Annotated in this window: 22 protein-coding genes; 6 read left to right on the plus strand and 16 right to left on the minus strand. The window is 55.2% G+C overall.

The genetic code is table 11. The features are described from left to right. Position 1: 1 nt before the first annotated feature. From AQ1_RS00980 to AQ1_RS01010, 7 genes are all read right to left on the minus strand, one after another. Complete coding sequence (locus tag AQ1_RS00980; RefSeq protein WP_152550367.1) at positions 2–370, minus strand: hypothetical protein; 369 nt, start codon at positions 368–370, stop codon at positions 2–4. Further along, a complete protein-coding gene (locus AQ1_RS14305) occupies positions 315–872 on the minus strand; it encodes a flagellar biosynthesis repressor FlbT (protein WP_161760360.1) in 558 nt (185 codons plus the stop codon). The genes AQ1_RS00980 and AQ1_RS14305 overlap by 56 nt, the downstream gene beginning before the upstream one ends. After that, positions 862–1,272, minus strand: coding sequence for a flagellar biosynthesis regulator FlaF (locus tag AQ1_RS00990; protein WP_042083032.1), 411 nt, complete (start codon positions 1,270–1,272; stop codon positions 862–864). Before AQ1_RS00990 ends, AQ1_RS14305 begins: the two co-directional genes overlap by 11 nt. A 132-nt stretch (positions 1,273–1,404) precedes the next feature. Further along, complete coding sequence (locus tag AQ1_RS00995; RefSeq protein ID WP_042083035.1) at positions 1,405–2,646, minus strand: flagellin; 1,242 nt, start codon at positions 2,644–2,646, stop codon at positions 1,405–1,407. A gap of 222 nt (positions 2,647–2,868) precedes the next feature. Next, positions 2,869–3,399 (minus strand): flagellar export chaperone FlgN, encoded by a 531-nt coding sequence (gene flgN / locus AQ1_RS01000; protein WP_042083036.1) that lies wholly within the window; start codon positions 3,397–3,399, stop codon positions 2,869–2,871. After that, positions 3,396–3,674, minus strand: coding sequence for a rod-binding protein (locus AQ1_RS01005; RefSeq protein WP_042083142.1), 279 nt, complete (start codon positions 3,672–3,674; stop codon positions 3,396–3,398). Before AQ1_RS01005 ends, flgN begins: the two co-directional genes overlap by 4 nt. Before the next feature lie 51 nt (positions 3,675–3,725). Next, positions 3,726–4,880, minus strand: coding sequence for a flagellar basal body P-ring protein FlgI (locus AQ1_RS01010; RefSeq protein WP_042083038.1), 1,155 nt, complete (start codon positions 4,878–4,880; stop codon positions 3,726–3,728). Between the two features lie 223 nt (positions 4,881–5,103). Here AQ1_RS01010 and AQ1_RS01015 point away from each other — a divergent pair, with 223 nt between their 5' ends. Continuing rightward, positions 5,104–5,913 (plus strand): response regulator transcription factor, encoded by an 810-nt coding sequence (locus AQ1_RS01015; RefSeq protein ID WP_052370680.1) that lies wholly within the window; start codon positions 5,104–5,106, stop codon positions 5,911–5,913. Between the two features lie 113 nt (positions 5,914–6,026). Here the strand turns inward: AQ1_RS01015 and AQ1_RS01020 are convergent, their stop codons facing one another. The 6 genes from AQ1_RS01020 to AQ1_RS01045 all read right to left on the minus strand — a co-directional run bounded on the left by AQ1_RS01020 (position 6,027) and on the right by AQ1_RS01045 (position 13,835). Then, a complete protein-coding gene (locus tag AQ1_RS01020; protein ID WP_081836966.1) occupies positions 6,027–7,085 on the minus strand; it encodes a flagellin in 1,059 nt (352 codons plus the stop codon). 9 nt (positions 7,086–7,094) lie between these two features. Then, complete coding sequence (flgK, locus tag AQ1_RS01025; protein ID WP_042083042.1) at positions 7,095–8,558, minus strand: flagellar hook-associated protein FlgK; 1,464 nt, start codon at positions 8,556–8,558, stop codon at positions 7,095–7,097. A 42-nt stretch (positions 8,559–8,600) separates the two neighbouring features. Further along, entirely contained in the window at positions 8,601–9,884 is a 1,284-nt protein-coding gene (locus tag AQ1_RS01030; RefSeq protein WP_042083045.1) for a flagellar hook protein FlgE, read from the minus strand. Between the two features lie 141 nt (positions 9,885–10,025). Further along, complete coding sequence (locus AQ1_RS01035) at positions 10,026–11,030, minus strand: OmpA family protein (RefSeq protein ID WP_042083047.1); 1,005 nt, start codon at positions 11,028–11,030, stop codon at positions 10,026–10,028. A gap of 24 nt (positions 11,031–11,054) precedes the next feature. Continuing rightward, positions 11,055–11,945 (minus strand): flagellar motor stator protein MotA, encoded by an 891-nt coding sequence (motA, locus tag AQ1_RS01040; RefSeq protein WP_042083049.1) that lies wholly within the window; start codon positions 11,943–11,945, stop codon positions 11,055–11,057. Between the two features lie 45 nt (positions 11,946–11,990). Next, positions 11,991–13,835: a hypothetical protein gene (locus tag AQ1_RS01045; protein ID WP_152550368.1), complete on the minus strand. Its 1,845-nt coding sequence runs from the start codon at positions 13,833–13,835 to the stop codon at positions 11,991–11,993. A 239-nt stretch (positions 13,836–14,074) separates the two neighbouring features. On the opposite strand from AQ1_RS01045, the gene AQ1_RS01050 reads away from it, so the two are divergent. The 5 genes from AQ1_RS01050 to AQ1_RS01070 are packed head-to-tail and all read left to right on the plus strand — an operon-like array spanning position 14,075 to position 17,593. Next, positions 14,075–14,809, plus strand: a complete 735-nt coding sequence (locus tag AQ1_RS01050; protein WP_042083055.1) for a flagellar hook-basal body complex protein — start codon at positions 14,075–14,077, stop codon at positions 14,807–14,809. A gap of 41 nt (positions 14,810–14,850) precedes the next feature. Next, positions 14,851–15,636 carry a flagellar basal-body rod protein FlgG gene (gene flgG / locus AQ1_RS01055; protein ID WP_042083056.1) on the plus strand — a complete coding sequence of 262 codons (786 nt, stop codon included), beginning with the start codon at positions 14,851–14,853 and terminating at the stop codon, positions 15,634–15,636. A gap of 30 nt (positions 15,637–15,666) precedes the next feature. Next, positions 15,667–16,350, plus strand: coding sequence for a flagellar basal body P-ring formation chaperone FlgA (gene flgA / locus AQ1_RS14310; RefSeq protein ID WP_052370682.1), 684 nt, complete (start codon positions 15,667–15,669; stop codon positions 16,348–16,350). Next, on the plus strand, positions 16,325–17,089 hold the full coding sequence (flgH, locus tag AQ1_RS01065; protein ID WP_313979321.1) for a flagellar basal body L-ring protein FlgH: 765 nt from the start codon (positions 16,325–16,327) through the stop codon (positions 17,087–17,089). The genes flgA and flgH overlap by 26 nt, the downstream gene beginning before the upstream one ends. A 15-nt stretch (positions 17,090–17,104) precedes the next feature. After that, positions 17,105–17,593 carry a flagellar basal body-associated FliL family protein gene (locus AQ1_RS01070; protein WP_042083059.1) on the plus strand — a complete coding sequence of 163 codons (489 nt, stop codon included), beginning with the start codon at positions 17,105–17,107 and terminating at the stop codon, positions 17,591–17,593. Positions 17,594–17,676: 83 nt separating this feature from the next. On the opposite strand, the gene AQ1_RS01075 is transcribed toward AQ1_RS01070, so the two are convergent. From AQ1_RS01075 to AQ1_RS01085, 3 genes are all read right to left on the minus strand, one after another. Further along, positions 17,677–18,345 (minus strand): flagellar hook assembly protein FlgD, encoded by a 669-nt coding sequence (locus AQ1_RS01075; protein WP_042083061.1) that lies wholly within the window; start codon positions 18,343–18,345, stop codon positions 17,677–17,679. 16 nt (positions 18,346–18,361) lie between these two features. After that, entirely contained in the window at positions 18,362–19,906 is a 1,545-nt protein-coding gene (locus tag AQ1_RS01080) for a flagellar hook-length control protein FliK (protein WP_042083063.1), read from the minus strand. Between the two features lie 109 nt (positions 19,907–20,015). Next, positions 20,016–21,263, minus strand: coding sequence for a hypothetical protein (locus AQ1_RS01085; protein ID WP_150006862.1), 1,248 nt, complete (start codon positions 21,261–21,263; stop codon positions 20,016–20,018). Between the last annotated feature and the right edge of the window lie 12 nt (positions 21,264–21,275).

A 21,275-nucleotide genomic window follows, 5' to 3' on the forward strand; every position in this document is an offset into this window, starting at 1 on the left:
ATCAGCGCTCCTCACGGATAGAGGGAATATCCTCAAGCACCGGCTCCCCTTCCAACAGATCATCAAGGGTCACCATGAACGGCTCCAAGGGGCGCAAGCCCGGGGGAATTTCATAGAGAACATTGCCGGTTTGGGAATCGAGCACTTCGGTCACCAGCCGGGTTTTATCGCGAAAGCGGATGCGAAAAGCCTCGCGGTTCTGTTGCTTGTCGCGCACCTCATCGGCCAAAGCCGCGCGGGCAATGGCTTTGGCTTCCAGCGTATCCGTTCGGCCCTGGGTTTGCGCCACGGATGCTCTGTTATCGGCAGCCGTTTCAAGGGTGGTGGGCTGTTGAACGGTTCCAGATCCGATCGGGGGAACTGACGCCATGGTCTTCCTCCTCAACGCTATAGGTAAAAATACTGCGGGGCTTCTGCCCTTGCCTGGGCGCTGTCTCCTCGCCCTCGGGGCTGTTGTCTGGCGCGTGATCAGCATCCATCCCGGATGGCAGGCAATCGGGGGCTTCACGGCGCATCAAAGCGCGGATATGCGACAGGGCCTTATAAAAATCACCGGCATGGACAAAATCCAGCGCCCGCATCAGGGCCGTGCGTTCTTCATGAGATGCTGCCGCCAGATAAAGCTGCGAGGCGATCTTATTGATCTCGTCGATATGAACATCACCTTTTTGCGCTTCGATCAATTGGGTCTGGACCTGAAAATAAAAGCGGCCATAAAGGCTTTTCGCCCCTTCCGGCTGCATGATATCCTTGCTTTTGATGACATGGCCGAAATTCGATAAAGTAATGGTATTGCGCCGGTTCCCATTGGTAACGACACAGCCATTGATGATCACCTTTTCAAAGGGCTTCAGCCTCAGTCTAAGCGCCATGCCCGCCTCCATCGCCCGATGCAATGCCCTCAAGCCCGCGAATGATGGATTGGTTGAGATCGATCAGGCTATCCATGGGCCGTTTGCCCGCCACCACATCCGGGGTAGTGCGATCCACATAAAGCGCCATATTGATCAATTGAGCGCGCAAAGCCATGGGCAGGGCATTCTCCTGATCTGAAACTTCAAATAAAACCACGCCCCATAATTGCGAATTGCGCGCCAAAGCATCATTGCGGGCGCGCATGATATCGGGTTTGAAGGGCGGCTTTTCATGGGCCAGCATTTCAAGGGATGCGGTCACGGATTTGAACACCCGGCGTTCGATGGAACGTGGATTTTCGGTTTCCCTGATGGTTTGTTTATAGGCGGATGCGCCGCCCACAGCCGATGCCAACATCGATCCAGTCTCCTTGCTTTTCTACAAGGGCGCGCAGGCGATCCATAAGCCTCGCAGCGCCGGGAAGAACGGGACGCCATGACAGCGTCCCGTAACGATCCCGTTTCCCGACCAAAAGCCGGGGGACACGTCCTATCGGAAGAGCGACAGGATGTTTTGAGGATTTTGATTGGCGATCCCAAGGGCCTGAATGGCCAACTGCTGCTGCACCTGGAAGGCCTGCAAGCGGGTGGATTCTTCATCCAGATCCGCTTCCACCAAAGAGGCAACGCCCTGCTCCAGAGAATCGGACAGATTATCCAGGAAATTCTGACGATTTTCCAAGGTCCGCTCGAATGTCCCCAAGGTGGATGAAGCCAGATTGACCTGACCGATCAACGCATCGGCCACCACAAGACCTGCCTGCACATTGCCATTGGCACCGTTCACCGCAATGGTCCGCAAAGCACCGGTGAAGCCGGATTCCGCAACCGCCTGACGCAGGGCCGTATCCCCCACAACAACCGTATTGACGAATTCCTCAAGGGTATTGACTTCATTAAAAGTATCGCCATCGAAATCAAGGGCCACCGCAGCCGCGCCATCAAAGGTCACCGTGCCATCGGCATTGGCAGCAATAGCCGTCTGACCAAATTGCACCAATGCATTATTGATGGCCGCACCGACATCGGCATTGACCGTGATTTCTGTTACCGTGGGAGAAGCTACGGCGGCCAGATCATCGTCGCCACCGGCTACGAAATCGATCTGTCCATTACCGCCCTGCCCCGTGGGATTGGCCCCATCGATCTGATCCAGAACACCCGGAGCAAAAGATGCGAAAGCACGCTCAAGGGTGAGCACACCCCCCGCTGCCGTGGCATCAAAGCGCGAGATATCACCAAGATTTTGTTCGACGAGGGTAAAGGTCGAGATATTGAAATTACCGCCGTCGCGGGTCACCGTGGTGGTCACAGTCTGGGTATTGTTCCCCGCAAGAAGATTGATGCCATTGAAAGAGGTGGCATTGATCGTGCCTTCCACTTCGCCCACCAGATTATTGATGGTGAACTGAAGCTCATCCAGCGCCTGACCGGAGTCGGCGGTGGTCAGGGCCTGCTGGATTTCGTTGATCGTACCAAAAATGGCCGTGATGCCATTGGTGGCTGTTTTTGCCGCATTCACCGACAGGGTAAGATTGTCTCGCAAACCATTGAGCACGGCATTATCGCCCCGCACCTGCTGTGAGACGAGGAAGAAAGACGGATTGTCTTTCGCTGTCCGCACTTCAAGTCCGGTGGAAATCCGATCCTGGGTTTCATTCAGGCTATTGGTTGCCGAACGAAGGGTTTGCAAGGCGACCTGCGCCTGCACATTGGTTAAAATACCAGCCATTTTACAAGTTCCCGTTTTCTCAGGTTGACACGGGCGCCTTCTGACGCTGGGGCATGAGGAACAGGGTTCTATCCCTCTGCACCATCACTGTGACAGAGGCCGATTAAGGCGAATTAAAAAATGGTATTTTAGGTATTTACGCATCAAATCATAAAAGAACATGCCCGCTCTATAAAAAAGAACGGGCACGACAACTTCATATATGCCTATTAGAGCCAGCCCCTAAAGCCGCGTATTCAGCCCTTTTTGCGAAAGATTGCCCGGACGCGAGAGAGTTCCATCTTTGGCATAGGTGCCATCGGCATGGCTTTTCTCCAGCGCCATCATGAAACAACTATGCAAATGCAGCACCGCATGTTTATGCGCTTCCAGCTTATGCTTGCATTCCTGGGCCAATTGATCGCACTGCCCGGCTTTTTTCAAAAGCTGTTCCGAAACGGTCCATCCGGCTGTATCGGCGCTTTCGCGGAAGCTTTTGGCCGCAGCAATCAACTGATCCAGCGCTTTTTCCTTCTCCGATTGCAGCCCGGTTAAAGAGTCGATCCTGCCGGCTGCCAGATAGCTGCCCTCCTGCTCCAGCACTGCGATGAGCTGATCCATATTCTTTATGAAGGCGGCTTCATGTTCAGAGATATTCTGATCATCCTCCCCTTCAGACCCATCGCTCAGGGTGGGCTCAACAGCGGGGGCATCCTGTGCTTCAGGCTTTTTGCCGGTGAAATCCTTCAAGATCGAGCGCAAACCCATCATCATGCGTCACCCATTGTGCCATAGGATTGATAAATACCTGAAATATCTCGATAAATCGCTTCGGCAATGCCAAGTGTTCCTGATGAAGACAAGGCTTTTCCCAAAGGCTCGCTCAGCATGCCCCGGGCCATTTTCTCGCCATAGCCGCCACTGAAAAAACCATCCTGATCAAGGCCCGAAAACATCTGCTCCACCATCTGACCCATCATCAGAGCTTCAAAATCCTTGGCCACGCCCCAGGCTTTTTCATCAATGGGCGCCTGGCTTTCGGCTGACATGGGAAGGGGAAACGCATTGATTTGGGCTATGGGATCAAACATCGGCTTTTCTTATTCTATGATCAGTTCCGCATGAAGCGCCCCGGCCGATTTGATGGCCTGCAATACGGAAATCACATCCCGTGGGCCAACCCCCAGCGCATTGAGACCCGCCACCAGTTCCTGTAAGGTGGGGGCTTCGGGCAAAAGCTGGAACCGCGCTTCGGATTGATCATCAACCCCGATATTGGTGCGCGGCACCACCACCGTTTCCCCCTGTTCGGCAAAGGGTGCCGGCTGCGAGACGACCGGCTGCTCATTCACCTCGATGGTGATCGACCCCAAAGTCACCGCCACTTCGCTGATCCTGACATCGGCCCCGATCACGATGGTTCCCGAATTTTCATCGATCACCACCCGGGCCAATTGATCCGGCTCCACCCTTAAAGCCTCAACCTCGCCCAAAAACTGGGCCACACGCCTTTGAAAGCGCTCAGGCACGGCGATCACGATGGTCGATAAATCTTCAGCCTTGGCAATTCGCGCATCGAAATAGCTGTTGATTGCCGCCTCAACGCGCAAAGCGGTGGTGAAATCGGGATTGCGCAGGCGCATCCGCAAACTTCTGAAATCATCAAGATTGAACCCCATTTCGCGTTCGACCAAAGCCCCATTGGCAACGCTGGCAATGGTGGGAACCCCACGGGTGATGCTGGCGGCATCACCACCGGCCGCAAAACCGGAAACCGAAAGCTGCCCCTGGGCCACCGCATAGACCTGGCCATCAGCCGCCAATAAAGGCGTGGCCAGCAACATCCCGCCCCGCAGATCAGTGGTATCCCCCATCGCCGCCACCGAAACATCGATCGCCGAACCATTGCGGGCAAAAGCGGGCAATCGGGCCGTAACCATCACCGCCGCAACATTGCGGGTGCGCAGATTGGCATCGGGAATAGCCACCCCTAAACGCTGCAACATGCTGATGATGCTGACTTCGGTAAAGGGGGTGTTGGTCAGGCGATCCCCCGTGCCGGGCAGCCCCACCACAAGGCCATAGCCAATAAGCTGGTTATAACGCACGGATTCAAAGCTGGTGATATCCTTGACCCGCACCTGGGCCGCCTGAGCGATTTGGGCGGATATCGCATAAAAAGATAAAAGAATGAAAATTAAATTTTTAGAAAAACTGGCCACGTTCCACCTATGTAAAAACTGATCCAATTCCATGCACCTTAAAGCGCAAACTTTAAAATAGGTTATAAATACCTATTTGCTAAAATTTTATGCTTGTTTATCGTTTAGAACGTCAAATTTTTGATCTAATTTAGAGTTTTCTATTTATCTTTACTTAATATGGTTGTGTCGATTATTCACCTGCATTCGCAAAATCTCGTGTCAGGTGAAAAACACGAAATTTTATGTGATAACAACCGCAAATAAGGGGGTTCTTATGCGTGCCTTGCTTTTCGAAACCAATCCAGAAACCGCACGATCCATCGCCAATGCCATGGAACGCGCCAAATTTCCCACGGATCTGATGGACCCACGCCTGTTGCATGGTCTTGATCAGGAACAGCTTGGGCTCGATGCTTATGGCGCGGTTATTTTAGGCGATATTGCCTGCCCAATCGATATCGTCGCCACCTTGCGGCAGTGCAATCTGAAAGCCGCGATCATTCCATTGCTTCCCTTCAGAAATGCCCGTCAATCTGCCGATCTTTTGGCAGCCGGGGCCGATGATGTGGTGGTTAAACCCATCAATGGCGATGAAATGGCCGCCCGAATCAGGGCGATTTTGCGGCGCGGATTTGGTGAAAACAAAAGCAATCTTCAGATCGGCGATCTCACCATTTTTCTGGATGGCCGCGATCCCGATGTCAAAGGCCGGCGGCTGAAGCTCAGCCACCGCGAACACAGTATTTTCATGCATCTGGCCCAACAATCGGGACGCGTCGTTTCCAAGGAATCGGTGTATAATGCTGTTTATGGCACGGTGGATATGCTGCCCCACGATAAAGTGATCGATGTTTATATCTGCAAGTTGCGCAAAAAAATCGCCGATGCCACAGGCGGTCAGCAATATATCGAAACCGTTTATGGGCGCGGCTATAAATTCGATCTGCCCCAAAAAACCAGCGCCGGGCGCACCCGATTCGGCAAGGCCTGCGAACAGACCCCCGCCATCCGGCTTCCCACGATGGTGAAGGCACCGATCAGCATCGCGCAGATCAGCCGCCCGCAATTGCAAAAAGCTGTTTGAAAACATAGCTTTATAGCATAAAATGACAAACCCCCCGCCCGGTGATCTGGCAGGGGGTTTTTTGTGAATTTTTCATGAAAAAAAGTGAGGAAAAGCGGCCTGTTTCAGCCCGATCAGCGGATAAAATTGACCAGCGACAGATTGGCAATCCGGGCGGTGAGGGTGAAAGAGGTTTCCAACTGCCCGATCAGCGCCTGCAAGCGTACCTGAGTTTCAAAGGGATCGACGGTTTCAAGATTCACCACCCGCTCATTCAGGATGGTTTTCAGGGCTCCATTGCGATCTTCCAAAGATTGGGCAAGGCGCTGCTGCTCGCCAAGGCGGGCCGCGCCTGAACGCAAGCCATCAAGCCCCGATGACAGTGAATCAAAGGCCCCCTTCATCAAAACCGGAAAGGCATCATCGGCCAAAGCTGCCGGATCAAAGCTTGCAAAAACCGCCAGCCCCTTGATGATATCACGCAGGGCCTGATCATTACCTTCGGGGCCGAAATCAACAATCACCTGATCGGAAATCCGCGCCTGCGAGGGCGGGCTGCCGGTGGGCGCCCCATTGAAAAAGGTTTCTTCGAAATTGGTACCCGCTGCCGCGGTATCGGCAAAAATCTGATCGATGGAAGCCAGAAGCGCCGTGGCGCTGGCTGCATCCACCGGTGGGGTGGCGGCAATGGCATTTTCGATCACCTGAGCCGGCGAAAAACCGGTGCCCGGATTTATCTGGTTGAAATTCTGCATGGGCGCGCGATCCGTGGCAATGCCACTGAATAAAAAGCGCTGGCCATCGCTGACATTGAAAGCCGCGATCAACTCATCGAGCGCGCCTTTCGCCGCCGTTTGCAGGCTCACCCGCATGGTTTCATTCAGATCATCAAGCCCGGTAGCGGCAATGGTCAAAACGCCGGTCAGGCTGCCTTCAACAGATTGCATCGCCTGCTGCTTTAAATCCGCGCGGCTTTGAAAGCTTTGCAAAGAGCGCATATCGCTTTCAATCCGGCTAAATTGCGCCCGCAAACCGATCAAAAGCGCCGATTGGCCGGGGCCTTCAGCCGCCATATCAAGCTTATTCCCGGTGATCGATTGTTCCCGGAATTGCGCAATATCGGATTGCAGATTTTTAACCAGTGAAGCGCTGCTCATCTGCGCGCCCAGGGTTGAAGGAGTTAGACTGATCATCTTGCCATCCTATCTGATACGATTAAGCTCATCAAACATCGCCTGAACCGTGGCAATGATCCGGGCATTGGCGGAAAAGGCCTGTTCGATGATCAAAAGCCTTTGGGCTTCATCATCCACATTCACCCCGGTTTGATTGACCAGCCGGTTCATCAGGGTATCGCGCACAATGGCGCTGGACCCGGCATCGCGCTCTTTTGCCACTCTTTGCGTTTGCTGCTGATCCACCATGGCCGCGGCAAAGCCCAGCAAAGTTTGCGACGTGGGAAGCCCCGTGCCGGGGGGAAAGCTTGTGGTGCCGGTCAGGCCATCAAGGAAATTGGCAATCTGGCTGCTATCCCCGCTGGCCCCCGGCACAATCGCCCCCACACCATCGCGCAAACGACTGAGAACACCCCCCTGCGCCGGATCGACCTGCGCGCCATTCACGGCGATGCGACCCGCCAGACCCACGGCAAAGGCCGTCGGATCATGGGCCACCCCGGCATCGGTGAATAAAGCCGGCGTACCGGCCGGAACGCTGGGATCGGCATTTTGAAAACTGTTGATCACCCCACTGGCCAACCCATCAAGCTGGGCCTGAAAAGCCGGGAACACCTCATCGCGCAGAGCAAAAAGCCCCGCCAATCGGCCTGATTGGATCGATGTGGGATCGCCACCGCCGGGGGTGATATCGATCCCTTCAACGCTCAGCCCGCTCAATCCCGCACCGAAAACCAGATTGGGGGGCATGGCGCTCACAGCCGTGAAATCAATTTGCCGGGCCCTGCCATCCACCAAAGTGACCCCTTCGCGGCTGAGGACCACCATTTCCCCATCTTCACGGGTAAAACTGCGCACCCCCATAAGGCTGGATAAGCCATCAAGCTGGCGATCGCGCTCATCCTGCAGATCCGAGGCATCTTCGCCTAAAGCCACGGCTTGCCGGATATCCCGGTTCAGATCCTCGATCCGCCCCAGCCGTTCATTGGCTTCACTCACGGCAAAGGAAATAGACTGTTCCGCCGTCAGCCTTTCGGCATTGAGGGTATCTTGCAAAGCGCCAAAGCCATCAACCAAAGCATTGGCGGCATTCAAGGCCCCACGCTGGGCGCTGGGGCTGGCGGGGGCATCGAACAAGGCCCTGAAGCCATCGGCCAAACCTTCGATCAAAAAGGGGATGGATCGCTCCTCCCCCGGCTCGCCTAATTGATCGCTATAGCGGCTCAAAGCTTCGGCCTGCACCTCAGCACCCGCTGTGAGCGCGGATTGAAAGCGGATATCGCGCACAAGCTGCTGATCCACCGGCGAGCGCAATTGGCTGGAGACCACCCCCGATCCCACGCCCCCAAGCACCAATGAGCTGAGCGACACATCCTTGCGCACAAAGCCTTCCGTGCTGGCATTGGCAATATTGACCGATGTGGTGGCAATCTGCTGCTGCGCCGCCCGCAAGCCGGATTGCGCATTGGACAAGGCCAGTGTCAAACTCATGATCGCTCTCCCTTTCGCTTAAAGCCCGGGCATCAAGTGATTTTATCGTTTCAGGCGGGTGGCTTCTTCCAGCATTTCATCGGCGGTGCGGATCACCGTGGCATTCGAGGAATAAGCCCTTTGGGTTTCGATGATCGAGGTGATTTCCTGAGCGATTTCAACATTCGCCACTTCCAGAGCATTGCTCCGCAATTCGCCGCTGGGGCCTTCCCCGGGATTGAACAGGCGGAAGGTTCCCGAGTCTCTGGTCAGTTGAAAGGCATTCCCATCAATGGGCTGCAAGCCATTGGGATTGGCCAGATCCGCCACCGGCACGATGAAAGAGGCGAGCCTTGCCCCGGAATCGAAGATGGCGAAAACCGTGCCATCATCGCCGATTTCCACGCCCCGCAATTCCCCTGCCGGGGTGCCATCGCGCACGGGCGCCCGCACCGAATTATCGCCCACAAATTGGGTGATGCCGTTCAAGCCCCCCACATTGCCCAGGGATAATTCAATGACCTGCCCGCCATTGACGGTCAGGGTCACAACCCCATTGGCTTCGGGAAGGGCGGTGGTAAAGGCCGCGGGCGATCCCGCCGTAACACCGGGGGTGATGCCATCATCAAAATCGATGGTAACCGTGCCCAAAGCCGTGCCATCGAAATCCGTGATGCTGAGATCGAATTGATTGGGGGTGGCCGTGGCCTGCCATTCAAGGGTCAGGGTTTGGGCGGCCCCCAAAGGCGTGAAATATTCCACCGATGTCACCAGCGGGCCGGGAGGCGGGGCAAGCCCGGTCAATTGCGCCGGCAGATTGCCCTGCAGGCCCAATTGGGTTGTGGGGGTGCCGATATTATTGAACGCATTGATATTGACCGGCTGCAAGCTGCCGAATGTATCGCGGCTGGGAACCCCTGCGGCAAAGCTGCCATCGGGATTAAGGGCAAAGCCCTGAAGCACAAAGCCCGCGCTATTGCGCAAAAAGCCATTGGCATCAGGGGAAAACTGCCCGGCACGGGTGAGGGCAAATTCATTGGCCCCGGTACCCGCAACATCCGATGTCACCACAAACATGCCGCGCCCGGCAATCGCCAGATCGGTGCTGCCACTCGATGTGGTGATGGTTCCATTCAGGGAAATATCGGTGCGCACATTGGGAATGGTGCCTGATGCGGCAAAACTGCTGCCGCCGCCGGTGCCCACGAATAGGGATGTGAAATCAACATCCGATCGTTTGAAGCCAACCACAGAAGAATTTGCCAGATTATCGGAAATGGTCGCCAATCTGGTGGCCTGAGCCAAAAGACCGCTCACCCCGGCTTGTAATGCGCTTCCCAAACTCATGTCGTCTACTCCTCTATGGGGTTCATTCATCGCTCTCCCAAGACTAGGCCCGTCACTTTAAACTGCGATGAAATTTCACTTTTACTGATATTTTTAGATATTTATTTGCCTATCCAGCACACCCCGCCTTCTTATGCTTGTTCAACGGCGGTATTTATTGGAAAATTCCGGCAACAGATTCACCGCCAAGGGTGTTTGCCGCAAAACATGAATAGCAATCCGCCGATTGCGCGGATCAAGGGGGCGATCCATGATCAGGGGATCGCGATCGGCCATCCCCTCGATTTTCCTGATCCGATCGCCTGCCACCCCGCCGGATTCCAAAAGCCGCCGGGCCGCATTGGCGCGGGCTGCCGATAATTCCCAATTGCCAAAAGCTTCTGCCGAATAACCTGCGCCATCGGTATGGCCCTGCACGATGATCGGATTATCCACCCGTCTCAAAGCCCGGGCCACCAGATCAAGCAAAAGCGCTGCGCGGTCCCCTGGTTGGGATTGCGCCGTGGCAAACATCGCAAAGCCTTGCTTGTCAGTGATCTGGATCAACAATCCTTCAGGTGTACGTTCAAACAGCATCACCGAAAGCAGGTCCGTCAAATCGTCTTCGGCCTTGATCGCATTCAGGATTGCTTCCTCAAGCCCATCCATGGCCGTGGTCTCGCTTTCTGCCATGGTTTTGATCCTGCGCATTTCGGCTTTCACGCCTTCATCCATTTCGGCCAGAAGGCGGCGCGCATCCGCGCTTGCCTCATTGCCTGTGGGCAGGTTTAAATCATCGCCCAGATAAGGGGCCCGAATTTCGCTGCCGATTTCGGCTTCCACCGGCGGGGATGAAACCGGCAGGCTGCGCTCGCCCTCGGCATGGGGAGAGGTGAGCGAACCCTGTTGATCCACAGAGCGTCCGCCCATGATGCCTTCGCCCCCTGAATTGGAGCGAGACACCGAAACCGGATTGAAAAAATCGGTCAGCCCATCGCGCTGGCTTTCGGTGGTGATGGTGGCGAGCCATAAAACCAGAAAAAATGCCATCATGGCCGTGGTAAAATCGGCATAAGCAATTTTCCACACGCCATCATGCTCGCCATCATCATCATCCGATAATTTCGGACGGCGGATGATGATCAGATTATCCGGTTTTTTGGCCATGGTTCACACTTTCAAGATTTGAGATCAGGCCGCCGCCTGTTCTTCCTGTTTTCTGTTCATCGCCACCGCCAGCATCGTCGCTTCTTCCACCTCATAAAAACTGGGGCGCATTTCGGTGATCAGAACCTTGCGGGCATATTCAACGCAAATCTGGGGCGCATAGCCATTGAGATAGGCTAAAAGCCCGGCCTTGATGCAGGTGAAATAATTCAGATCTTCCTCGCGCCGGGTTTTGATCGCCACCGCCACCGGCGAGGCAAAGCCATAAGACAGCATCACCCCCATGAAGGTGCCGACCAAAGCACCGGCAATCAATCCACCCAGAATTTCTGGCGGCTGATTGATCGCCCCCATCGCCTTGATCACCCCAAGAACGGCCGCCACGATTCCCAATGCAGGCAGGCTTTCCGCCACCCGATGCAGGGCCTTTGGGGCTTGGGCCTGCTCCCTTTGCATGGTTTCCATTTCTTCCTGCATCAGGGCTTCCAGCTCATGGGCGCGTTCCGATCCCAATGAAATCAGGCGCAGATAATCGGTGATGAACAAAAGACCGCGTTCATTTTTCAGGATGCCGGGAAATTTATTGAACAGATCGCTGGAAAAAGGATCATCGATATCGCGTTCTAACGACATCATGCCCTTGGCTTTTGCCTGCTTATAAAGGGCAAATTGCAAAGACAGTAATTCCAGATAATCAGCGCGCTTATATTTGTTATTTCCCAATAACCCCATCAGCGCCCGGCCGGTATCGCGGATCACCCGGCGCGGATTGCCAATGGTAAAGGCCCCGATGGCCGACCCCACAATGATCAGAATTTCATAAGGCTGCCATAACAGATCCACATGCCCGCCAAGGGCTGCAAAGCCGCCCAAAACACTGGCGATCACAATGATCGCACCGATAATCATATTCATGATTTGCCTCCCTTTTGCGGCTTCTGCGGCATGAGCGTCACCCCCTCAGCCTTCTGCTGCATTGAAATCTTGTTGCTGATTTAAAATATCTTCGGTGATCTGCTCGATGATCGTGCCCAGCGCCGTGATATCCGGCAGGTCCTGCCTCAGCATCTCGGCATGGCTCAAAGGTTCGGCCCTGGGGGATGATCCATCGCGAGACGGTTGGGACGCGAGCGCTGACGGCGCTTTTAGGTCAGCACCATAAAGGGCTGCATAAAGAGCCGCATGGCCTGCCGATAGATCATCTGGAGCCAGATTGTTTCGGGCCAGATTGTTTCCGGCCAGATATGACGCCACTAGAAAGCGCCGGCGCTGTTTTGGGGACAGGGCCATGGGATCCGCAGCGGCCATCGCCGCTTCATAGGCCGAAGCCGCCTTCGCCCAAGCCCTGATCTGCCAATAAAAATCCGCAGCACCCAGGGGATTTTCCGCTTCATATTCGGCGATCAGCGCGGCGGCACGGCTTTGCTCATCGCGCGCAATGGCGATCCTGATTTCAAGCCATAAAGGATCAACCTCGGCCAGCAGGGGCGGCTTTTGCGGATTGGCCGCATCCAGAATGGCCGCAGCCATCTCCGGCTGATATGCCGCCATCAGGGCATGGGCATGGTTGATCGCAAAGGCATCTGCCTCCTGTGGGCTGATCGCGGCACGATAGGCCTGCATCATGCGGGCTGCCGCCATGGGCAGGCCCGCCGCCATCAGATAATGGCTGGAATAGCGGGTGATTTCACGCTGGATCAGCCCCGGCTCATGATCAGCATGGCTTACCAGCAGAAAATCGATCACCGCCAGCCGATCTTCATCCGGGATCGCGTCATCCCCCTTTGGCTTAACCAAAGCATGAACCAGTTCGGATAATTTTTCCCGCGCCACCAGCGCCCACAGGCTGCCCGGAAAAGCCGTGATCACATCATGCAAAACAAGGCCGCTTTCAATGGATTGCCCTATCTGCCGATAGGCCGCGGCCAAAGCCAGCATCACCTGCGCTTCGATCCCATCGCCACGCCAATCATAGCGCAAAGCCTCAAGGGCTGTGATCAATTGGGGCATGGTTATGTCTTGGCGTTTTGCCACCATCAGCAGCAAGCGCAAGCGCGCTTCGATAGCGGCACTCCCTTCCCCGGCCATGGCATCGAGATAAAGGGCTCTTGCCTCTTCATATAAAGCCTGATTATCGGCGATCCGCCCCCGGATCATGAGCAGGGCAGCCTGATCGGCTGGCAAGATATTTGTCTGTTCAGACAACCGGGGTTCAGATAACCGGGAAGGCAAGCTTTCCGCCCCGAGCAAATCCGCCGCTTCCTCGACCCGGCCCGTTTCCACCAAGGACTCTGCAAAGATCGCCGTCAGCCGCCCGCGCAACCATAAAGGATAGGCGGCAAGGCGCCGATAGGCTGCCCCTAACCACAGATGATCGGCCAATGGCCCGCCTTTCAAAGCCGATTGCGCTGCCGCCCATAGGCAGGCATCGCGATCCCCATCCACCAGCCATCCCGCCAATCTGGCCTCATCCATGGGGCGATCGAGCAGAATGTGCGACGCCATCAAAAGTGCTGGATCGGGGGCAGGATCATCGCGCAAAACCGCCAGAGTTTCAGCCAGCATGGCATGGCCAAAATAAAAACGGGCGAGGTCCTTGAGCGCCATTTGATAGGCCAAAGAGCCCTTATCAAAACGGGATAAAGCCACATGATAGGCAGCGCGCTGTTCCTGGAAACTGCGATCCGATGGGATCGGCGGGATGATGGGATCGCTGAACAGGGCTTTGGTCGGCAAGCGGCAATATTGCATCCCCAGCGCCCATAAAGATGCGGAGGACCGATGTTTATCGGCAACAGCCGCCACCCCCTCAGCCTTGATAGGCTTGGGCCGAGGAATCACCATGGATTGTGCAAAAACACCATGGGAGTGCGGCAAAAATAATAAGCACCCCAAAAATATATAAAATTTAATGACAAATTTTTTATTTAAATTTTTCATCATTTTTGCAATTCTTTACTTCATTCAACGATCTTTTGTTTTGAAACTTCGATTTAAACTACGTGCTGTACATTAAATTCAGGTTCAAATTGAGAGAGTGGATCATGGATACATCGCTTTATGTGGGGCTGTCGCGCCAAGTGGCTTTGGAACGCAGCTTTGATATCGTGGCGCATAATATTGCCAATGCCGGCACAGTGGCCTATCGCGGCGACAGCACCCTTTTTGATCAATCCATGGAGAAAGCCGGGCTATCTGATCCAGTGTCATTTGTGATCGATAAAGCGAATTTTCTTAATGTGCGCCAAGGCAATCTGGATGAAACCGGCAATCCCCTCGATCTGGCGATCATGGGGGAAGGCTGGCTGAGTGTGGATGCCCCAGCAGGGATTTTGCACAGCCGGGATGGCCGGATGGCGATTTCCCGCGATGGCGTTCTGGTCACCCGCATTAGCGGGCTGCCGATCCTTGATATCAACCAGGCCCCCATTGCCATCGACCCGGAAGGCGGGCCGATACAGATAGCCAAAAATGGCATGATTTCCCAAAAGCTGGGGGAGTTCGAGCAGCAGGTCGGCCAGATCGGACTTGTTCAATTTCCCGAAGATCAAAGCCTGACACGCGCCGCCGATGGCCTTTATGCCGCCGTGGCGCCGCCGCAACCGGCTTTGGAAAGCGCGCTCATTCAGGGATCGTTGGAGCAATCCAATGTGCAGCCGATACTGGAAATGGTGCGCATGATGGATATTTCCCGCGCCTTTCAGCAAGCCACGGAGTTCATTGAAAATGGCGATGAATTAAAGCGTGAAGCCATCAGCAGGCTTGGCCGCCGAAGCTGATACCACAGCGCCCCCCTTCAATTTTCCTGAGGAGATCCGTCATGAGAGCCTTGAAAATCGCCGCCACCGGCATGATGGCACAGCAAATGAATGTTGAGGTGATTGCCAATAATATTGCCAATGTGAACACCACATCCTTCAAGCGCAATCGGGCCGAATTTACTGATCTGATGTACCAGACAGAAACAAGGCAGGGTGCCTTTTCTTCGGATGCGGGCACCATCGTCCCTGCCGGGGTGCAATTGGGACTGGGCGTAAAGGCCGCCGCCGTCAGCCGAATCGGCACCCAGGGTTCGCTGATCCAGACATCCAATCCCCTTGATGTGGCCATCGAAGGCCGGGGATTTTTCGCCGTAACCCTGCCCGATGGGGAAACCGCCTATACGCGGGCCGGCAATTTCCAGCTTTCCGATGAGGGAGAGATTGTCACCAATGAGGGTTTTCAGATCGATCCGGGCATTTTCATTCCCCAGGAAGCCACAGATATCATCATCAATCGCTCGGGCGAGGTGTTTGCCGTGGTGGATGGCCAGGATGATCCTGTGGCTCAGGGGCAGATCACCCTTGTTGCTTTTCTCAATGAAGTGGGGCTGGAAGCTTTGGGTGATAATCTGTTTCGCGAAACAGCCGCTTCGGGCGATCCGCAATTGGGCATTCCCGGCGAAGAAGGGTTTGGGCGCTTGCGCCAGCGCTTCGTTGAAGGATCGAATGTCAATATCGTTGAGGAAATCACCAATCTGATCACCGTGCAGCGCGCCTATGAAATGAATTCCAAAATCATCGAATCCGCCGATGAAATGGCCCGGACCGTGACCAATCTGCGCTAGATTTTGACAAGGCATCAAGGGATGAACGCCATGGCTCGTATCATCATGCAAGGATTGCTCTGCTTTGCTATCTGCGGCTATGCCGCGCTTTTTCCGGGGCATCCCGCATGGGCCAGCATTGCTTTGGAAAATAAACTGGCAGAGCACATCCTGAGCCAGCAGGACAATATGCTCGATGCCGATGAAACCCTGATCGTCAGGGTAGCAAGCCAGGGCATCACCGAGGCCATGCACATCCAGCAGATCGATTACGACCGCGCTTCGGGTCGCTTCAGCGCGCTCATCGATACCGGCGGCCATCTTGCCCGGATTTATGGCCGCGCTTATGTCGAAAAGCCAGCCATCGTGCCAAACCGCACCATCCGGCCCGGGGAAATGATCACCGCCGCTGATCTGGTGCGCGAGCCATTACGCCTGTCTGACATTTCGCCCGATGCTGTGCTCGATGGCAGAGATCTGATCGGTCAGGAGGCCCGCCGCGCTTTGCCCGCAGGACGACCCATCGAAGCCCACCAGATCGGTGCACGCACCATCGTCAGTCGCAATAGCCTCGTCGAGATTTCTTATCATTCCGCACAGATGAAAATCACCGGCAAAGGGCGCGCTCTTTCCGATGGCGGAATGCATGAAATGGTGCAGGTGATGAATATCGCCAGCAAGAAAGTTATTGAAGCAAGGATTATCGGTCATGGCCATGTTGAAGTCAGTTTTTAAGTCCGCCGCTTTCAAAGCCATTCTGCTGGCCAGCCTTGGCACCAGCCTCAGCGCCTGTTCCGGGCGCTTGGGGCGGATCGGCGAAGATCCACAAATGACCCCGGTTGAAGATCCCCAGCAGCGCCGGGAGGATCAGGTGGTGAGCTACCCCCTGCCCGCCATGGGTGATCAGACCCTGCCACCCAATGCTTTATGGACAGCGGGGAAAAAAACCTTTTTCCGGGATCTGCGCGCCCAATCCATCGGCGATCTTTTAACCGTGGTGATCGATATAGATGATGAAGCGGAATTAACCAATTCCACCCGGCAAAACCGGACCGCCAATTCCGATCTGGGGCTTGATGGATTTTTCGGCCTGCCAGGGGAATTGGATGATGCCCTGCCCAATAGCTTTGATCCTTCGGCCGCTATCGATCTCAATAGCAACAGTCAGCATAATGGTGAAGGCGAGATCGACCGTGAGGAAGAAATCAGTTTGCGGGTGGCCGCCATTGTGATTCAGGAATTGCCGAATGGAAATTTCGTGATTTCCGGGCGACAGGAATTGCGCGTGAATTCTGAATTACGCGAAGTTCGTATCGCCGGGATCATCCGCCCCGAAGATGTGGCCACCGATAATACCATTCGCTATGACCAGATTGCCGAAGCCCGCTTTCAATATGGCGGCCGCGGCGTGCTCAGCGATATTCAAAGACCCCGCTATGGTCAGGAATTCCTAGATATCATCCTTCCCTTTTGACAAAGGCCCTGCACCATGCCCCTTCCTTATAAACAAGTGCTCACCCATCCTCTTGTGATCCTTGGCCTTTTGGTGGGGCTTGGGGGGTATGGGGTTGGCTATTTTACAAATCCGGATAAGGCCCAAAATCAAAAAGCCGAGGGTGAGGATGAAAAAGAAGCCGCTTTATCGGCCGATAACAGCTATCTGGATATGGGCCAGTTGGTAATCCCCGTTCATGATCTGAACAATGAGGTCAAAGCCTTTTTGCTGGCCGAAATCAGCCTTGGTGCCTCCAGCAATGAAAGCGCCGGTTTTTTATTGCGGCATATGCCCCGGGTGCGCCATGAAGCCTTGGCGGGTTTCATGCAATTGGCGGCGCGGGGGGTTTTTGATCTGCAAAATGCCCAGAAACCTGATCTGTTATCGGAATTTCTGCGTCAGGATATGAACGCTCGATTGGGGGCTGAACACATCGCCTCGGTTCATTTCAGCCGCCTGATGCTGCAACCCCGCCCTTCATAAGCTTTAGAAATACCCTTTACGGATATGAAAAACCCCCGTTTTCTGAACGGGGGTTTTTTTGATCTCGAATAAAGCAGCATCCCTCAGCCCGCCGGGGCCACAGGGTTCATGGGGGCTGCGGCTCGGGTGATGCTGTCGGCTGGCACGGTCAGCCCGTTCGACAAGATCAGATCGGCTTCGCCCGCTTCATTCACCCGCACCTGGCTCACCACTCCGGCGATGACGGGATCAACCCGGCTCATCAGCCCATTACGCAGGCTTTCGATAGCAATGGCATAGCTGCCGGGGGGCAAAGCGATGCCATCCTCGCCCCGGCCATCCCAGAGCACGGTATTCGCCCCGGCTTCCACCGATCCGGGCAGTGTGGCAAGGGGTTCCCCACCCGGCCCCAAAATCGTGATTGTTACCGCATCGGCGGGATTATCAAGGCGATATTGAATTTGCGCGCCATCCGGGCCCAGAGGCAAACGATCGGTTCTGGCTTCCACAATCTGCCCCATGAAAGCGATCTGATCGCTCAGGCTTTGCCCTTTCATCACATCCAGAATGGATTTCAGGCTGCTATTGGATTCCAATTGCTGTTCCACCTGACTGAATTGCGCCAATTGGGCAACGAATTCGGTATTATCCACAGGATTGAGGGGATCCTGATTGCGTAATTGCGCGGTGAGCAATTGCAGGAAGGTATTGATATCCCCGCTCAGGGCATTCGTGGTGGCGCTGCCTACAGATGATGTATTGGTGATATCCATCAGCTTTGATCCTTGTCTAAAGTTTTACATCCACATGGCCATCGCGCCGCCCCCATAAAAGCGGTGCGGCCTTGTTTTCATTGCTTGTGGCCTCTAGGTCTGTTGGCGCTAAAGCGCCTGCTATGGCCGTTGCTGCGGCGCGATCCGATCGATCAGGATGATCACCCCCCGAGCCGCCCAAAAAGCCGCCAAATTGCCCGCCCCGATCATGGCCCCGGTCATTTCCCCGATCATTTCTGAGCGATAATTCCAGCTTGGCATCTGATCGGTCGTCAGCCCGAGCCGCCGGATCGGCCAGCGCCTTTTCCAGATGGCGGCTTTGGCTTTGTAGAATTTCCAGCGTTTCAGCACGATCGACCACAAGATGCGCGGTCATCTTGCCATCCCGCATGCTGAGCCGCACATCCACCTGCCCCAGTTCCGATGGATGAAGGCTGATCCGCATATGACTTTGACCCTGCAACAGGCTGTGGCGCGCCGATCCATTCAACTGTGCGATGATCTGATTGGCAATCGCCGGGGCGGCGGGCAGAGCGGCTGAGGCCAGCCCGCCCGGTGCCGCACCAGATGAGAACGCACCGCCGCCGCTAAAAGCCGAAAAGGATGAAGAAGGCAAACCAGCCTCGCTTATGCCCCCCGGAATGAAGGAAGGTGATGCCGCCACGGCCGAAAAACCTTTAGGCGATGGTGGCAATGCCGGTGACGGCGGTGATGGTGGTACGTCCAAAGACGCTGCCAAAGCCCCGACTGAACTGCCTTTGGATGCGGCTGCGGTTGGGTTGATGATCGTGCTATCTGCGATGACAAGAGCAGGAGGGGCAGGCTCTAAGGGCAGCGCCGCCGCCCCATTTGGAAGCACCGGGAGAGGCTGCATTGGGCCTGCCTGAACAGGCATGGGCTGCACTGGTATCGCTGTGGCTGCCCCATTGATCACCACGGCTTGGCCCGCACCCTGAAATGGTGGTGCAGGAAAAGGCGATAAAGCGGCTGGCATCGGAACAGGTACGGGAACAAGATCGCTGGCCACGCCCTGCCTTGGCAGATCAGCCGATAGCCCCTCGATCAGCGGCAATTCCCCCGATGGCTGGGCTGCCGGCATCACGGGCGATGCGGATAGAATAGGCCCGCCCTCATTTGCCATGCCGCCAAGCTCAGCCGCCAGAATCTGTGCTTCCGGATTTGGGCTGCTGATGAGCGGTTTCATCAACGGATGGAGCAAAACGCCGGCAAAAACCTGATCACGCCCCGGCTCTTTGGGTATTGAAATGTCTGGATCGCCCAGCATCAGCTTCATGCCGCTAGGGGCCGCCAAGTGCTTATTCTGGGCCCTGCTGCCATCTGGCAAATCTAGGGGGGCGGCTTTCTCGGTTTCATTGGGCGCGACCCTGCCTGACTCCGTCCCGCTTTCTAAAACTCTGGCTTCCGTGCGGGCAGGCGCAGGCATGCGCTGATCATCCGATGGCGCCTTTTCCGGGCGACGCTGCGCATCTTTTGCAGCTTCCATCAGATGCGCAAAAGGCCGTTCGTCCCGCGAACCAAGGCGATCTTGCTGTTCGGACAACGGCCGTGGGACAGGTCTTGTCTCGGCAAGTCCGAAACCCGGTGGCATGGGCATAATATCCCCTCCATAAGAATGATGATCAGCCTATGCTGAGCGGATTAAACCCGCACTAAATCTCGGATTTTAGATGTTTTGAGGGAAAATCGCCTGTCTTGTCTCCCCACTTTCCCTGCGGGTCAAAGGTCTCAGGCTCGTCTGCACCCACAGCTTCCAGAAAAAATTCCAGATGGATCTGGGGGCCATAATAATGAAAGGCCTTGCGCTTTTCTTCGGCTTCATCCGGCTCCAGCCTGCTGGGCCTGTTTTGCCGCCGAATGCGAAAAGGATAGGCTCGGATGGATGCCGAAAAATCTTCCGCCCGGCTTTGCAGATGCGCCATCGGCATCGCCCGCATCAGCACCAGATATTCATCCTGCGCCAATTGAAAAGCCCCATAAGAGGCGAAAGAGCGCAGGCGGGCTGCCAGCAAATGCTCCATATCCCTGATCGTTTCCGAGCCAAAAGCCAATTGGAGTTCTTCCCGCCCCTTGAAGCGAAAGCGGGCAAATAAAGGCTGCTCAAGGGCTGCAAGACAGGGCTTTAAAGCGGCCTTTCGATAAAGGCCCGTGCGCGGATCGATCAGCCGGTTTTGATAGGTCCAAAAAACCATGCCGAAAGCCGCACAAAAAAGCGCCAAAGCCCCCTGAAAAGCCGCAAGCGCGGGATCCACATTTTGATTGAGTGCCAGAAAAAAGAGCGTCACAGCAGGCAAAAGGGCAATACGATCATCCAGCATCGGCCCCTTTTCGGATTTGAACACATGCGCGCTTATGCTCAGCACCAAAATCAGCCCGCCCAGATCGGGGAAAAGCGAAAACACCGATGATGCGGAAAAAAACGGACGCAAAAGAAAGCCGCCCAAAACATCCCCAATCCATAGAGGCGGAAAAAAAACGGCCAAAAACATCGCCATAGCCACCGCAAGCCCGGCAAAAAACCGCCTTTTAGGGAAGGATGTGCGATTGTGATCGTGGATTACGCCATAGGCAAGGCTCCAAAAACCCACAAAAACCAGACTGAAAAGCGCCAGAAAACGGGGCCGGTCCCCAGCTTCAAGAAGGCTGAGAAAAAGCAATCCCAAGCCTAAAAAAACCGCCGTCACAAAAAAGGGCATGGCCTGCTGCCGATAAGACAAGATCAGCATAAGCGCGTACAGAAACCATGAAATGCTGTAGAAAATATTGGGATGTTTCGGTATCGAAATGGATAATCCCAAAAATGGGATCATCGCCAAAACCAGGCACAGCCCGGCACAAAAGGCCAAAATCCGGTTGAGTGTAGCGCGCTTTATCACTGAAGCCCCCGCCGTCAGCATCATGGAAAAAACGAC

It is taken from the genome of Iodidimonas nitroreducens (genome assembly GCA_000710935.1).
In the GTDB taxonomy this organism is placed as follows: Bacteria; Pseudomonadota; Alphaproteobacteria; order Sphingomonadales; family Rhodothalassiaceae; genus Iodidimonas; species Iodidimonas nitroreducens.

Excerpts from the sequence above, each read along its gene's own strand:
- AQ1_RS01010 (WP_042083038.1), bottom strand. The coding sequence starts at position 4,880 with ATGGAATTGGATCAGTTTTTACATAGGTGGAACGTGGCCAGTTTTTCT.
- AQ1_RS01050 (WP_042083055.1), top strand. The coding sequence starts at position 14,075 with ATGGATACATCGCTTTATGTGGGGCTGTCGCGCCAAGTGGCTTTGGAA.
- motA (WP_042083049.1), bottom strand. The coding sequence starts at position 11,945 with ATGAATATGATTATCGGTGCGATCATTGTGATCGCCAGTGTTTTGGGC.
- AQ1_RS01020 (WP_081836966.1), bottom strand. The coding sequence starts at position 7,085 with ATGATCAGTCTAACTCCTTCAACCCTGGGCGCGCAGATGAGCAGCGCT.
- flgH (WP_313979321.1), top strand. The coding sequence starts at position 16,325 with ATGGCCATGTTGAAGTCAGTTTTTAAGTCCGCCGCTTTCAAAGCCATT.
- AQ1_RS00995 (WP_042083035.1), bottom strand. The coding sequence starts at position 2,646 with ATGGCTGGTATTTTAACCAATGTGCAGGCGCAGGTCGCCTTGCAAACC.
- flgG (WP_042083056.1), top strand. The coding sequence starts at position 14,851 with ATGAGAGCCTTGAAAATCGCCGCCACCGGCATGATGGCACAGCAAATG.
- AQ1_RS01070 (WP_042083059.1), top strand. The coding sequence starts at position 17,105 with ATGCCCCTTCCTTATAAACAAGTGCTCACCCATCCTCTTGTGATCCTT.
- flgK (WP_042083042.1), bottom strand. The coding sequence starts at position 8,558 with ATGAGTTTGACACTGGCCTTGTCCAATGCGCAATCCGGCTTGCGGGCG.
- flgA (WP_052370682.1), top strand. The coding sequence starts at position 15,667 with ATGGCTCGTATCATCATGCAAGGATTGCTCTGCTTTGCTATCTGCGGC.
- AQ1_RS01075 (WP_042083061.1), bottom strand. The coding sequence starts at position 18,345 with ATGGATATCACCAATACATCATCTGTAGGCAGCGCCACCACGAATGCC.
- AQ1_RS00980 (WP_152550367.1), bottom strand. The coding sequence starts at position 370 with ATGGCGTCAGTTCCCCCGATCGGATCTGGAACCGTTCAACAGCCCACC.
- AQ1_RS01085 (WP_150006862.1), bottom strand. The coding sequence starts at position 21,263 with ATGATGCTGACGGCGGGGGCTTCAGTGATAAAGCGCGCTACACTCAAC.
- AQ1_RS14305 (WP_161760360.1), bottom strand. The coding sequence starts at position 872 with ATGGCGCTTAGACTGAGGCTGAAGCCCTTTGAAAAGGTGATCATCAAT.
- AQ1_RS01030 (WP_042083045.1), bottom strand. The coding sequence starts at position 9,884 with ATGAGTTTGGGAAGCGCATTACAAGCCGGGGTGAGCGGTCTTTTGGCT.
- AQ1_RS01005 (WP_042083142.1), bottom strand. The coding sequence starts at position 3,674 with ATGTCAGCCGAAAGCCAGGCGCCCATTGATGAAAAAGCCTGGGGCGTG.
- flgN (WP_042083036.1), bottom strand. The coding sequence starts at position 3,399 with ATGATGATGGGTTTGCGCTCGATCTTGAAGGATTTCACCGGCAAAAAG.
- AQ1_RS01035 (WP_042083047.1), bottom strand. The coding sequence starts at position 11,030 with ATGGCCAAAAAACCGGATAATCTGATCATCATCCGCCGTCCGAAATTA.
- AQ1_RS01015 (WP_052370680.1), top strand. The coding sequence starts at position 5,104 with ATGCGTGCCTTGCTTTTCGAAACCAATCCAGAAACCGCACGATCCATC.
- AQ1_RS00990 (WP_042083032.1), bottom strand. The coding sequence starts at position 1,272 with ATGTTGGCATCGGCTGTGGGCGGCGCATCCGCCTATAAACAAACCATC.